Consider the following 13451-nt stretch of genomic DNA (forward strand, 5'->3'; position numbering starts at 1 on the left):
TGCTGCTGGCCGCCAGCGGCTGGCTGGGTGGACTGGGCTCGATGGCGCTGCTGGCGGTCACGGGTCTGGCCGTCGGCATCGGCGGACCAAGCCGCGATCTGCTGATCAAGCGGGCTACGCCCAAGGGCGCGACGGGGCGGGTGTACGGGCTGGTCTACTCGGGGCTGGATTCGGGCTTTGCACTGGCACCGCTGGTGTTTGGCGTGCTGATGGACCATGGCTGGTACGCGGCGACGCTGGCGGCAGGCGCGGTGACGTTGCTGCTGGCAGTGGCGGCAGCGCTGGCCGTCGGCGAACGCACCCGAGCGGCCTGAGCCGGCGTGGGCAGTTCAGGCCGCCGGCTGGCGTTTGCGCAACCGGCACAGAAAGAAGGCATCGGTCCAGGTGGTTGGAACCACCCGGCGCGCGTGTGTCAGACCCGGATGCAGGGATTGTCCCGCCCACCGCGTCAAGCCGGGCAGCGCCGGCAGCGGGCAGGGCCAGGGGGCGGGTTCCGGCTCCAGGTCGTCGCGACGCCGCAGCAGTGCATCGAGCACGCATTCGTTTTCTTGCGGCGACAATGAGCACGTGCTGTACACCAGCACGCCACCGGGCTTGAGGGCTTCGGCCGCCGAATGCAGCAGACGCAGCTGCAGCGCGGCGCTGGCATGCACCTTGCGCGGGCTCCAGTGCGCCCACGAGGCCGGATCCAGCCGTGTGATCTGCGCCTCGGATGAGCACGGCGCGTCGAGCAGCACGCGGTCGAAGCGCTGCGGCACCAGCCGGCCGACCACGGTGCCATCCTTCGGGTACAGCTGCGCGATGCGCACGCCCAGCCGCTGCAGGTTCGCCTTCAGGCGGAAAAAACGCGCCCGTACCGGCTCCACCGCCGCGATGCGGCCGCGGTTGTCCATGCAGGCCGCCATCAGCGCCGTCTTGCCGCCGGGTGCCGCAGCCAGATCCAGGATCTCCTCACCGGGCTGAGGTTGCAGCGCCCACACCGCCGCCATACTGGCCGCGCCCTGGATATAGAGGTGGCCATCGGCCACCAGCGGATGGTGGGTTAGCGCGTCCCGTGCTGCGGGTGGCACGCGGAAGACGTCCGTCACACCATCCAGTGGCTGCAACGGCAACGCCTGCAGTGCTTGCAGCGCAGCGGCGCGGTCGTGCAGACGCAGCGGGTTGAGGCGAAACACCACGTCCTTCGGTGCGGTATAACTGGCCAGTGCCAGCGCCAGCCACGGTTCCGGCAGCACCGTCCGCAGCAGCGTTTCGAAAGCGGGGGGCAGGGGAGGCAGATCGGCATCGGCGTGCGGTCCCGCCCCGGCCAGTGGTGGGGCTTCGGGTGGCGAGGCCAGCGCGGCCCTGCACGCCGTGGCCCCAGGCGCTGTGCTGGGCACCCCAAGCGCGTGCGCCCGTTCATCCGCGCGCGGCATGACTGCGCACCCAGGGCGGCCAGCAGGAGAACAGAAGTTTTTCATGGGGCGTCAATATCGGCATGAACGGCGTGGCGCGACACGGGACGGGCGTGGCGGGACGCGGTCAGGGTTGGCCGTCGTCGGCGCTGGCCTCGCGCTCCAGCGTTTCGATGATCTCGGCCACCGCCAGCCAGCGCTCTTCGGTGGCCGCGATGTCCGCTTCGAGGGCTTTCAGGCGCCGCCCCAGCTCGGCGCGCTGCTGGGGCGACAGCGTTGCCAGCGCCAACTGCTCGGTCAACACACCGTGCTCGGCCTGCAGGCGCTGCAGCTCGGCGTCCAGCGCATCGCGCTCTCGCAGGTGGGGACGCAACCGCTGCGCCAACTGCTGGCGTCGCTGCGCCATGAGGCGTCGCCGCTCTTGCGGCGACCGTGTGGCCTGCCGCCCGGCCTCTGTAGCCATGGCGCTTGTTCCCCGCGCCGAGGCGCGCGTCAGGTTGGCGGTGGCAGGGGTGGGCCTGGGTGCCGTGTCGCCGGGCCCGATCGAGACTGAACGCCCCGCTGCAGGTGCCCGGCCCTGCGCGGGCGCCACTGCGGGCCCGTCGCCTGCGGCCAATGCAGAGGTGCGCTGGCGCCAGACCTCGCGACGCTGGCGCGCCTGCTCCAGCACCAGCCGCTGGTAGTCCTCCAGGTCGCCCTCGAAGGGCAGCAAGTGTCCGTCGCACACGCGCCAGAAGACGTCGCATACGCTGCGCAGCAGCGCGCGATCGTGGCTGACCAGCAGCACGCTGCCGTCGAAATCGTTGAGGGCCAGGGCCAGCGCTTCGCGCAGCTCCAGGTCCAGGTGATTGGTGGGTTCGTCAAGCAGCAGCAGGTGGGGACGCTGCCAGACCAGCAGCGCCAGCACCAGGCGCGCTTTTTCGCCCCCGCTGAAGGTCCCCACCGGCTGCAGCGCCATCTCCCCGCTGAACTGAAAGCCACCCAGAAAGGCGCGCAGGTCAGCCTCGCGCGATGGTGAACCGCTCATGAGGCCCTGCGCCTCAGCGCTGCGCGCCAGACGTTGCAGGTGTTGCAGCGGCGTCTCGTCGGGGTGCAGCACGTCGAGCTCGTGCTGGGCAAAGTAGCCGATGCGCAAGCCCCGTCCGGCCACCACGCGCCCGGCCAGCGCTGGCAACACGCCGGCCAGCGTCTTGATCAACGTCGATTTGCCTTGCCCATTGGCTCCGAGGATGCCGATGCGCTGCCCCGGCAGCACGCTGCAGCGCACGCTGCGCACGATGGGCCGTTCGGTGCCATCGGCCAGCCGGTAGCCGGCGGTCACGTCGTGCAGCGCCAGCAGCGGGTTTGGCATGTCCCCTGCCGGCGCAAAGGCAAAGGCGAAGTCGCGCCGTGCCAGCACCGGCGCCACACGCTCCATGCGCGCCAGCGCCTTCAGTCGGCTCTGCGCCTGCCGCGCCTTGGTGGCCTTGGCGCGGAAGCGCTCGACGAAGCGCTGCAGGTGCGCGATGCGGGCCTGCTGCCGCTCGTAGGCGGCCTGTTGGTGGGCCAGCTGCTGGGCCTGCCACTCCTCGAAGGCGCTCAGGGGCCCGTTGTAGCGCGTCAGCTGCCCGCTGTCGAGCTGCACCGTCACGCGCGTGACGGCGTCCAGAAACTCCCGGTCGTGGCTGATCACGATGAGCGTGCCGGTGTAGCGCTGCAGCCAGCCTTCCAGCCAGATCAGGGCATCCAGATCGAGGTGGTTGGTCGGCTCGTCCAGCAACAGCAGGTCGCTGGGGCACATCAGCGCGCATGCCAGCTGCAGCCGCATGCGCCAGCCGCCGGAAAATGCCCGCACTGGCTGCTGCAGCTGGTCGGGGGTAAAGCCCAGCCCGAGCAGCAGGGCCTGCGCGCGCGCCGTGGCCTCGTGCGCGCCGGCATCGGCCAGCGCCGCGTGCGCCCATGCGATTGCGGTGCCGTCCCCGGCTGCTTCGGCGGCGGCCAGTTGGTCCTGGGCCTGCGCCAGGCGGGTGTCGCCCGCCAGCACGAACGCCGTGGCATCGGCGTCGGTGTCGGGCATCTCCTGCGCCACATGGGCGATGCGCCAGTGCTTGGGGCGCAGGACGTCGCCGCGGTCCTCGTGCAGCTCGCCACGCAGCAGCGCCAGCAGGCTCGATTTGCCGGCCCCGTTGCGCCCCACCAGGCCGACTTTTTCGCCCGCCTGCAGCGTTACACTGGCACCGTCCAGCACCACCCGCGTGCCGCGTCGCAGCACCACATCCCGCAGCACGATCATGGAGCGCGTCGGGTGTCACCCGGGGTGCCATCCCCCGCGGTCGCAGTAGACCCCGGGGCGCCGCCGGTGGCGGGTGCGGCCGGTTGCTGGGCATCGGCGGCAGCCGCAGCCCACCACGCCAGCGCATCGTGGGTGATCAACAGCACGGCATCGTCACCGGCACTGGTGCGCAGCCACACCACCGGCAAATGCGCAAAGGCGCGCTCGAAATGCGGGCGCTCGTGCCCGATTTCCAACACCAGGACGCCGTCGGGGTTGAGGTGCTGCAGCGCGTGCGCCAGCAAGTGGCGGACGAAGTCCATGCCGTCGTCTCCGCCGTCGAGCGCCAGCGCCGGCTCGGCCCGGAACTCGGGGGGCAGCGTCGCCATGCTGAGCCGGTTGACGTAGGGCGGGTTGCACAGCACCAGGTCGTAGCGGCCTTCAATGCCACGCCAGCCGTCAGACTGCAGCAGGCGGATGCGATCCTGAAGACCGTGACGTACCACATTACGCCGCGCCACCTGTAGGGCGTCGGCGCTGATGTCCGCCGCGTCCACCTGCACCTCGGGCCAGGCCATGGCTGCCAGCACCGCCAGCGACCCGTTGCCCGTGCACAGATCGAGCACGCGGTGCGTGTGCGGCCCCAGCCAGGGATCGATCGGATCGGCCTGCGGTGCCGCGGCAATCAGCTCGGCAATCAGGCTGCGCGGCACGATGACGCGCTCGTCGACATAGAACGGCACCCCCTGCAACCACGCCTCTCCGGTGAGATAGGCCGCCGGCTTGCGGGTGCGGATGCGTTCTTCGATGAGGGCCTGCACCTGCCAAGCCGCATCGGGGTCAATGGGCTGGTGGCCGTTGCGGATCCAATCGGTGTCCAGTGGCAGCCCCAACCGCCACAGAACCAGCCACGCCGCCTCGTCACGCGCATTCGTGGTGCCGTGTCCAAACGCCACGCCGGCGCGCTCGAGTCGTTGCGCCGCGTCGGTGATCAGCCCAGCCAGCGTGTCGCCGCTCATGGCCGCCCCGCCAGCCGGTGTAGCGTGCGGTGGTAGATCGCCGTCAGCGCTTCCAGATCGTCCAGCGCGATGCATTCGTTGACCTGGTGGATGGTGGCGTTGGGCGGTCCGCACTCCACCACCTGCGGGCAGATCTGGGCGATAAAACGCCCGTCGCTGGTGCCGCCGGTGGTGGACAGCTCCGGCTCGATGCCGGTGACGTCCCGGATTGCCGCACTGACCGCTTCGACCAGTGGACCGCGCGGCGTCAGAAAGGGCAGGCCACCCAGCGTCCAGGTCAGGTCGTAGTCGTCTCCGGCGCGCAAGCCGTGGCGCGCCAGGATGGCCTCGACGCGCGCCTGCAGCTCGGTCGGGGTCGATTCGGTGCTAAAGCGGAAATTGAAGTCCACCGTCACGGTGCCCGGAATCACGTTGCCGGCGCCGGTGCCGCCGTGGATGTTGCTGACCTGCCAGCTGGTGGGCGGAAAATGGGCGTTGCCCTCATCCCAGCGTGTGCCGACCAGCTCGGCCAGCGCCGGCGCCAGCAGGTGAATGGGGTTGCGGGCCAAGTGCGGGTAGGCGATGTGTCCCTGGATACCCTTGACGGTGAGCCGCCCGCTTAAGGAGCCGCGGCGGCCGTTTTTGATCATGTCGCCGGTGCGTTGCACGCTGGTGGGTTCGCCGACGATACAGTAATCCAGCCGCTGCCCGCGCTGGCGCAGCCATTCGCACACCACCACGGTGCCGTCGCGCGCCGGTCCCTCCTCGTCGCTGGTGAGCAGAAAGCCGATGGCCAGCGCCGGCGTGGGACATTCGCGCAAAAACCGCTCGCAGGCCACCACCATGGCCGCCAGCGACGCCTTCATGTCGCTGGCGCCGCGCCCGTACAGGCGTCCGTCGCGCAACGTGGGCGTGAAGGGGTCGCTGTCCCAGCGATCGCGTGGCCCGGTCGGCACCACATCGGTGTGGCCGGCAAACACCAGCACCGCAGCGTCGGGGGTGGCGCCGGGACGCAGTGCCCACAGGTTGGTCACGCGGAAGTCGTCTGGCCCGCTGGGCAGCGTTTCACAGTCGAAACCCAGCGCCCGCAGGCGCGCGGCGATCAGCGACTGGCAGCCCGCGTCGTCAGGCGTGATGGAGGGGCAACGGATCAGGGCCTCCGTCAGGCGCAGGGTATCGGTCATGGACACGCGGGGAGTCACGATTGGGGGGGTAAGAAGCCCTCGAACGAAGGGCCTCCTCCCCGGGCGGGTTCGGCGGCGGGCCCGCGCGCGGCCGACTGCGCTGCGGCGGCGCGGGCCCGGTCATCGTTTTGCAGGCGCCACAGCAGGTTGGTGGGCGAGTCGGCGTAGGCCAGCGCTTCGTCGCGCGTAATCCGCCCCGACAGCACCAGTCGAGCCAGATCAGCTTCAAAGGTTTGTGACTCTTCAGCCATCGACTTTTCCAGCGCCTCCCGCACGCCGAAGAAGTCGGCCTTTTCGATCAGCTCGCTGATCAGGCGCGTGTTGACCAGCACTTCCACCGCCGGGGTGCGTCCACCATCGACTGTGCGCAGCAGCCGTTGCGACACGATAGCGCGCAGCGACGACGCCAGATCGTTGAGCATCGTCGGCCGCACTTCGACCGGGTAGAAGTTGAGGATGCGGTTGAGCGCCTGATAGCTGTTGTTGGCGTGCAGGGTGGCCAGCACCAGGTGCCCGGATTGGGCGTAGGCGATGGCATGCGACATCGTTTCGCGGTCGCGGATTTCGCCGATCAGGATTACGTCGGGGGCCTGACGCAGCGCGTTCTTCAGTGCCACGTGCAGCGATTCGGTGTCGTTGCCGACCTCGCGCTGGTTGACCACCGCCTTCTTGTTCTTGAACAGGTACTCGATCGGATCCTCGATGGTGAGGATATGACAGCAGTCGTGCGTGTTGCGGTGGTCGAGCAGGGCAGCCAGCGTGGTGCTTTTGCCGGAGCCGGTGGCCCCAACCACCAGCATCAAGCCGCGCTTGGCCATGATCATGCGCGTCAGCACCGCAGGGATGCCGAGTTCAGATACCGGCGGAATCTGGCCGCTGATGAAGCGCACCACGACGGCACACGTGCCACGCTGCCGCATCGCGCTGATGCGAAAGCGCCCGACTTCGGGCATGGGGATGGCGATGTTGAGTTCCCCGGACTGGTCGAAGCTGCGTAACTGCTCGGCGCTGACCACTTCCGCCAGCAGCCGGTAGGGGCCGTCGGCGGGCAACGGCTTGTCATTGACCGGCTGGGTGACGCCGTTGATCTTAATCAGCACCGGCGAAGACGCGGAGAGGTAGATGTCCGACGCCCGCCGCTCGGCCATCAGGCGCAGCAATTGCTCCATCACGCCCATGGCGATCCCCTGCGGCAACGCACGCCACACCGCCCCCGGGGCCCGCTGCGGCGTCCGGGCGCAGCCCTCTGCATTCGCGCTTGCGCCTGCATTACCGTCGGCACTCAGTCGCGCAGCAACTCGTTCAGGCTCGTCTTGGCGCGCGTTTGCGCATCGACGCGCTTGACGATGATGGCGGCGTACAGGCTGTACTTGCCCCCTTCTTTGGGCAGGCTGCCGCTGATGACCACCGAGCCGGCCGGCACACGCCCATACAGGATCTCGCCCGTGGTGCGGTCGTAGATCGGGGTGCTTTGACCAATGTAGACCCCCATGGAGATGACCGAGTTTTCCTCGACGATCACACCCTCGACGATCTCGGAGCGCGCGCCGATGAAGCAGTTGTCCTCGATGATGGTGGGGTTGGCCTGCAGCGGCTCCAGCACCCCACCCAGACCGACGCCGCCCGACAGATGCACGTTTTTGCCGACCTGCGCGCATGAACCGACGGTGGCCCAGGTGTCGACCATCGTGCCTTCATCGACGTAGGCGCCGATGTTGACGTAGGACGGCATCAGGATGGCGCCGCGGGCGATGAAGCTGCCACGGCGCGCCACGGCCGGCGGCACCACGCGCACGCCCGCGGCGGCCATCTCCTGCGCGCTCAGGTGCGCAAACTTGGTCTTGACCTTGTCGTAGAAGGCCAGATCCCCGGCGCGCATGAGCTCGTTGTCGTGCAGGCGAAAGCTCAGCAGCACCGCTTTTTTGATCCACTGGTGCACGGTCCAGCGGCCCACGCCCTCGCGCGTGGCTACGCGCAAGCGGCCGGTGTTGAGCTCGTCGATGACGTGCTCGACCGCGTCGATGACTTCCTGCGGCGCGCTGTCCGGCGACAGCTGGGCGCGGTTGTCCCATGCGTTTTCGATGATCTGCTGCAGTTGTTGGGTCATGGCTGATTAGGACAAGAAGGCGGGGTTGGGATCGGAGCTGCCGCGCGCACGAAACGGACGATACGGTCGGCGGCTTGCAGGCACTCATCGAGCTCGGCCACCAGCGCCAGCCGCACACGGCCCGCGCCGGGGTTGAGGCCGCCGACATCGCGCGCCAGATAGCGCCCGGGCAATACCGTGACATTGTATTGGGCGTAGAGCGCACGCGCGAACGCCACATCGTCGCCGCCGGGCACGCCGGCCCATAGGTAAAAGCCGGCGTCGGGCAGCCGCACGTCCAGCACTTGCGCCAGCAGCGGCGTGATGCGGTCGAACTTCTTCCGGTACAGAGCGCGGTTGGCCTGCACGTGCGCCTCATCCTCCCAGGCGGCGGCGCTGGCCTGCTGCACGGCCACGCTCATGGCACTGCCGTGATAGGTGCGGTACAGCGTGAAGGCGCGGATGAGCTCGGCGTCGCCCGCCACGAACCCCGAACGCAGCCCCGGCGCATTGCTGCGCTTGGACAGGCTGGTGAGCACGATCAGGCGCTCAAACGTGGTGCGCCCAAGGGCGGCGGCGGCTTGCAGCGCACCCAGCGGCGGGGTGTCACGGAAGTAGATTTCGCTGTAGCACTCGTCGCTGGCGATGACGAAGCCATAGCGGTCACTGAGCGCAAACAGCCGCTCCCATTCGTCCAGCGGCATCACCGCGCCGGTGGGATTGCCGGGTGAGCAGGCATACAGCAGCCGAGTGCGTGCCCACACCTCGGCTGGTACCTGCTCCCAGTCCACGGCGAAATTGCGGGCCGGATCACTGGGGGCGTACCAGGGCTGGGCCCCGGCCAGCAGCGCTGCTCCCTCGTAGATTTGGTAGAACGGATTCGGACAGACGACGATGGGTTGCTGCCCGCTGGCAAAAGCGCGCGGGTCGATCACCACCTGCGCCAGCGCAAACAGCGCCTCGCGCGAGCCCAGTGTGGGCAGTACCTGGGTGTCGGGGTCCAGCGCCACGCCGTAGCGGCGCTGCACCCAGCGGGCGCACGCCTGCCGCAGCGCGGGCGTGCCGGCCGTGGCGGGGTACACCGCCAGTCCGCCGTCAGGCCGCTCGATGGCCGCGTGCAGCGCATCCCGCAGCACCGGCGGGGTGGGGTGACGCGGCTCGCCAATACCGAGGTTGATGGGGCTAAACGCCGGGTTGGGTGTGATCCCGGAAAACAGCGCGCGCAGCCGCTCAAACGGGTAGGGCTGCAGCCGCTGCAGCAACGGATTGAGGGGGACGTTCATGACAGTGGCAGGCGGTGCAACACGCATCAGGCCCAGTCAATAGGCGGCGATCGCAGATCACGACACGCGGGCGGGCACGCAACAGCGCAATGGTACCGGGTGCGCGTCCCCATCTGTGGGTCCCATCTGTGCGCGCCAGGCAGTCGCTTCGGCCCACGGCCCGCGCTGGCTTTCCCGCTGTGCGTGCGCGCGGGATTGTTGTCACCGGGGTGGAAGCCGCCTTACACCCAAAGCCAAGGCCGCGCCTCGACCTTCGGCCTCCGGCGCCGAAGCCGCCCGTAAACTAGCGCCCCGTGCGACTGCAGACGATCAAACTCTCCGGCTTCAAATCGTTCGCCGACCCGACCACTTTTGACCTGCCTGGGCAGCTGGTGGGTGTGGTGGGCCCCAACGGCTGCGGCAAGTCCAACATCATGGATGCCGTGCGCTGGGTGCTAGGCGAGTCGCGCGCCAGCGAATTGCGCGGCGAGTCGATGCAGGACGTCATCTTCAACGGCAGCGCGCAGCGCAAGCCGGCGCAGCGGGCCAGCGTCGAGCTGGTGTTTGACAACAGCGCGCGGCGCGCGGGCGGCCCGTGGAACCAGTACGCCGAAATCGCCGTGCGGCGCGTGCTCACGCGCGACGGCACCAGCAGTTACACCATCAACAACCAGCCGGTGCGGCGGCGCGACGTGCAGGACCTCTTTCTGGGTACCGGATTGGGGCCACGGGCCTACGCCATCATCGGCCAGGGGACGATTAGCCGCATCATCGAAAGCCGGCCCGAGGAGCTGCGGCTGTTTCTGGAGGAAGCGGCGGGCGTATCCAAGTACAAGGAACGCCGGCGGGAGACCGCGGCGCGCCTGGCCGACACGCGCGACAACCTCACGCGCGTCGAGGACATCCTGCGCGAACTACACGCCCAACTGCAGCGGCTGGAGCAGCAGGCGGAGGTGGCACGCCGCTATCACGAGCTGCAGGAGCGCCTGAAGCGGCGCCAGCACCAGCTCTGGTGGCTCAAACGCGAGGAGGCAGCAGCCCAGCTCGAGGCGGTGCGCGTGCAAGGGCTGCAGGCGCTGGCCACGCTAGAGGAGCGCGTGGCGGCGCTGCGCGCGCTCGAAGCCGATTTGGAGACGTTGCGGCAGAGCCACTACGCAGCGGGCGAAGCGGTCAACGCCGCCCAGGGGCAGGTCTATCAGGCCGCGGCCGAGGCGGCGCGGCTGCAGGCGCAGCGGCGTTTCGCCACCGAAAGTCGCCAGCGCGCGCAGCAGCGCCTGCAGGCCCTGCAGCAGCAGCTCGAGGAATGGGCCGAGCGCGCGGCCCAAGCAGCGCAGGCGCTGGCTGAGCTCGACGTGCTGGAGGCCAGCGCCGCCGAGGAAGCCGAGGTGGCGGCGGCGCGTGTCGAGGAGCAGTTGCAGCGGCTGCCCGTGCTGGAGGACGCCGCGCAACAGGTCCAGCAGCAGTGGACCGCGCTGCGCGAGCGCTTGACCCAGGTGCAGCAGGCGCTGGGCGTGCAGGCAGCCGAGCAGCGCGCGCTCGACGAGCAGCTGGGACAGCTGCGCCAGCGCGAGCAACGGCTCAGCGCCGAGCGCGGCCGAGTCGAAGCACCTGACCCGCAGCGGCTGCAGCATTGGCGCCAGGAGCTGGAATTCACCGAAGGCGCACTGGCCCAGGCGCAGGCCCGGCTGCACGATGCCGAGGAGGCGCTGCCACAGGCACAGGCCGCTTGGCGCGAGGCGCAACAAGCTGAGCGCGAGGAGGCGCGCCGGGGTGCCGATATCCGCGCCCGTCTGCAGGCGCTGCAGGCCCTGCAGGAACGGCTGGCCAACGATGAGCGGCTGCAGCCGTGGCTGCGCGAACAAGGGCTGGAGGGCTTGGCGAGTCTGTGGCCGCAGCTCGACCCCGAGCCGGGCTGGGAGGCGGCCATCGAGACGGCGCTGCGCGAGCGCGTGCGTGCGCGGTGTGTGCGCCAGCTCGACGGCCTGGCGGGCTTGCAGCGCACCGCGCCGCCGGTGAAGCTGACGTTTTTGGCACCGCCTGCGGCGGCGCCCGCGGCCGACGGGGCGACGCTGGCACTGCCCGACCCGGCGGCCACCCCGTTGCTGCAGCGGTTGCGGGTGCACGACGTGGTGCTGCACGCCGTGCTGGCCGACTGGCTGCAAGGCTGCTTGACGGCGCCCGACCTGACCACCGCGCTGCGCTGGCGTAGCGCACTGCGCACCGGGCAGCGCCTGTACACGCCGCAGGGCCACAGTGTGGGGCGCTATGACCTCACCTTCCACGCCGACGACGACCCCCAGTCGGGTATGCTGGCGCGGGCGCACGAGATCGAAGACCTGCAGCGCCAGGCGCGGGCCCATGAATTGCTGCATGACGACGCCAGGCAACGGGCCCAGCGCGCCGAGGCGCTGGTGGGCGAGCTGACGCAGCGCATCGGGCAGGTACGACGCGAGTTAGGCGAGCTGCAGCAGCGACGGCACGCGCTGCAGCTGGAGCTGCTTGCCGGCGAGCAGCGGGCCCAGGAGGCCCGCCGCCACGAGGAGCGCCTAGCGCACGACCTGCACGAGCTGCAGTCCCAGATCGAGGCGCTGCAGGAGCGGCGCGTGCAAAGCGAACTGGCGTTCGAGGCGCTGGATTTGCAGTTGGCCGATCTGCAGGAGCAGGCCCGTTTGGCCGAAGAGCGGGCGATGCGTGCTGCCGCCGAATGCGATGCTGTCCGCGAGCAGTGGCGTGCGGCCGAGCGGCAGGCACAGGAAGCCCGTTTTACCCGCCGCACACTGGCCACCCAGCGCGCCGAATGGCAGCGCCAGACCGACACCGCCGCGCAGCAGCGCGCGCGCCTTCAGACCGAGCTCGAACAGGTGCAGCAGGAACTGGCCCAGCTGCACGACGACGGGACCGACGAGGCGCTGCAGCAGGCGCTGCAGCAACGCCAGCGCTGCGACGCCCAACTGGCGGCGGCGCGCAGCCGCTACGACGAGCTGACCGCGCGCCTGCGCGCGGCCGACGAGCAGCGCCTGCGCCTGGAGCGCGAGCTCGAGCCGCTGCGTGCACGCATCACCGACTTCCAGCTCAAAGAGCAGGCGGCGCAGTTGGCCTTGGATCAATTGGCGCAGCAATTGGCCGAGGCTGGCGCCGAGCCACACGAGGTGCAGCGCAGCGTCACACAGGAGGGGGTGCGTCTGTCGGCACTGCCGGGGGAAATCGATCGGCTGCAGCGCGACATCGCCGCGCTGGGTGCGGTCAATCTGGCGGCGCTGCAGGAGCTCGAAGCGGCGCGCGAGCGCGAACAGTTTCTGTCCCATCAGTCGCGTGACCTGCAGCAGGCCATCCAGACCCTGGAGAACGCGATCCGCACCATCGACGCCGAAACCCGCCAGCTGCTGGCGCACACCTTCGACACCGTCAACGTGCACTTCGGGCAGCTGTTTCCCGAACTCTTCGGCGGTGGCCAGGCGCGCCTGATCATGACCGGCGACGAAATCCTGGACGCGGGCGTGCAGGTCATGGCGCAGCCGCCGGGCAAGCGCAACCAGACCATCCACCTGTTGTCCGGGGGCGAGAAGGCGCTGACCGCCATCGCGCTGGTGTTTGCCATGTTCCAGCTCAACCCGGCACCGTTCTGCCTGCTCGACGAGGTCGATGCGCCGCTGGACGACGCCAACACCGAGCGCTACGCGCGGCTGGTTACTCGCATGAGCCGCGACACCCAGTTCCTGTTTATCAGCCACAACCGTATCGCGATGGAAATGGCACAGCAGCTCATCGGTGTGACCATGCAGGAGCAGGGGGTGTCGCGCATCGTGGCCGTGGACCTCGCCCAGGCCACGTCGCTGATGGAGAATGCGGCCTCATGATGACTCCCCTGCAGCTGGCGTTGTGGCTGGCCGGCGGCGTGGTGCTGCTGGCGGTGTGGCTCTACCACCGCTGGCAGGTGCGCCGCCTGACGCCACGCCGTGCCGACGCGGAGGAACGCCCCGGTGCCGATGAGAGCGGGCGGCGTGAGCCGACGCTCGATGCCCCGGTCCTGACGCCTGGGCGCGTCGAGCCGGCGCCGCCTGTGCTGAATGAGCGGCTCGATGCGATCGTGCCGCTGCACGTGGACAAACCGGTCTCGGCTGAGGCGGTGTGGGCCGTGCTGCCGGGCAGTCGCCGCATCGGCAGCAAGCCCTTTTTCATCGAGGGTCGGCCCGCACGGGATGAAACGGACGACACCGGCGACGCGCCCCCCGACGCCGGATGGGAAACCGTGACACCGGGCCGCCGCTACCGTCAG

9 protein-coding genes and 1 pseudogene are annotated in these 13451 nt (G+C 69.5%); 3 read left to right on the top strand and 7 right to left on the bottom strand.

Annotation, left to right across the window (positions count from 1 at the left end; genetic code table 11):
* Window positions 1-314 (top strand): MFS transporter (locus V7Z54_RS05600; protein WP_334135005.1); only part of this gene is annotated, 314 nt, incomplete at its 5' end.
* A 15-nt stretch (window positions 315-329) separates the two neighbouring features.
* On the opposite strand, the gene V7Z54_RS05605 is transcribed toward V7Z54_RS05600, so the two are convergent.
* The 7 genes from V7Z54_RS05605 to dapC all read right to left on the bottom strand — a co-directional run bounded on the left by V7Z54_RS05605 (window position 330) and on the right by dapC (window position 9196).
* Window positions 330-1415: an RsmB/NOP family class I SAM-dependent RNA methyltransferase gene (locus tag V7Z54_RS05605; protein WP_334135006.1), complete on the bottom strand. Its 1086-nt coding sequence runs from the start codon at window positions 1413-1415 to the stop codon at window positions 330-332.
* Between the two features lie 106 nt (window positions 1416-1521).
* Window positions 1522-3666 carry an ATP-binding cassette domain-containing protein gene (locus V7Z54_RS05610; protein WP_334135008.1) on the bottom strand — a complete coding sequence of 715 codons (2145 nt, stop codon included), beginning with the start codon at window positions 3664-3666 and terminating at the stop codon, window positions 1522-1524.
* Window positions 3663-4664, bottom strand: coding sequence for a 50S ribosomal protein L3 N(5)-glutamine methyltransferase (gene prmB / locus V7Z54_RS05615; protein WP_334135009.1), 1002 nt, complete (start codon window positions 4662-4664; stop codon window positions 3663-3665). Before prmB ends, V7Z54_RS05610 begins: the two co-directional genes overlap by 4 nt.
* Window positions 4661-5827 (bottom strand): succinyl-diaminopimelate desuccinylase, encoded by a 1167-nt coding sequence (gene dapE, locus V7Z54_RS05620; protein WP_334135010.1) that lies wholly within the window; start codon window positions 5825-5827, stop codon window positions 4661-4663. The genes prmB and dapE overlap by 4 nt, the downstream gene beginning before the upstream one ends.
* Before the next feature lie 14 nt (window positions 5828-5841).
* Complete coding sequence (locus V7Z54_RS05625; protein WP_334135012.1) at window positions 5842-7005, bottom strand: PilT/PilU family type 4a pilus ATPase; 1164 nt, start codon at window positions 7003-7005, stop codon at window positions 5842-5844.
* A 104-nt stretch (window positions 7006-7109) separates the two neighbouring features.
* The gene (gene dapD, locus V7Z54_RS05630; RefSeq protein ID WP_334135013.1) at window positions 7110-7934 is read right to left on the bottom strand and encodes a 2,3,4,5-tetrahydropyridine-2,6-dicarboxylate N-succinyltransferase; all 825 of its coding nucleotides are present in this window, start codon (window positions 7932-7934) and stop codon (window positions 7110-7112) included.
* Complete coding sequence (gene dapC / locus V7Z54_RS05635) at window positions 7931-9196, bottom strand: succinyldiaminopimelate transaminase (RefSeq protein ID WP_334135015.1); 1266 nt, start codon at window positions 9194-9196, stop codon at window positions 7931-7933. The genes dapD and dapC overlap by 4 nt, the downstream gene beginning before the upstream one ends.
* A gap of 293 nt (window positions 9197-9489) precedes the next feature.
* On the opposite strand from dapC, the gene smc reads away from it, so the two are divergent.
* Together smc and V7Z54_RS05645 are read left to right on the top strand one after the other, a co-directional pair.
* Window positions 9490-13032 (top strand): chromosome segregation protein SMC, encoded by a 3543-nt coding sequence (smc, locus tag V7Z54_RS05640; RefSeq protein ID WP_334135016.1) that lies wholly within the window; start codon window positions 9490-9492, stop codon window positions 13030-13032.
* Window positions 13029-13451, top strand: a pseudogene (locus V7Z54_RS05645) (hypothetical protein); the annotation flags it as partial. The gene smc and the pseudogene V7Z54_RS05645, both read left to right, overlap by 4 nt.

The sequence above is a fragment of the Tepidimonas sp. genome (assembly GCF_036824975.1).
In the GTDB taxonomy this organism is placed as follows: Bacteria; Pseudomonadota; Gammaproteobacteria; order Burkholderiales; family Burkholderiaceae_C; genus Tepidimonas.

Coding starts and splice junctions, on each gene's coding strand:
- V7Z54_RS05605 (WP_334135006.1), bottom strand. CDS start 1,415: ATGCCGCGCGCGGATGAACGGGCGCACGCGCTTGGGGTGCCCAGCACA.
- V7Z54_RS05610 (WP_334135008.1), bottom strand. CDS start 3,666: ATGATCGTGCTGCGGGATGTGGTGCTGCGACGCGGCACGCGGGTGGTG.
- prmB (WP_334135009.1), bottom strand. CDS start 4,664: ATGAGCGGCGACACGCTGGCTGGGCTGATCACCGACGCGGCGCAACGA.
- dapE (WP_334135010.1), bottom strand. CDS start 5,827: ATGACCGATACCCTGCGCCTGACGGAGGCCCTGATCCGTTGCCCCTCC.
- V7Z54_RS05625 (WP_334135012.1), bottom strand. CDS start 7,005: ATGGGCGTGATGGAGCAATTGCTGCGCCTGATGGCCGAGCGGCGGGCG.
- dapD (WP_334135013.1), bottom strand. CDS start 7,934: ATGACCCAACAACTGCAGCAGATCATCGAAAACGCATGGGACAACCGC.
- dapC (WP_334135015.1), bottom strand. CDS start 9,196: ATGAACGTCCCCCTCAATCCGTTGCTGCAGCGGCTGCAGCCCTACCCG.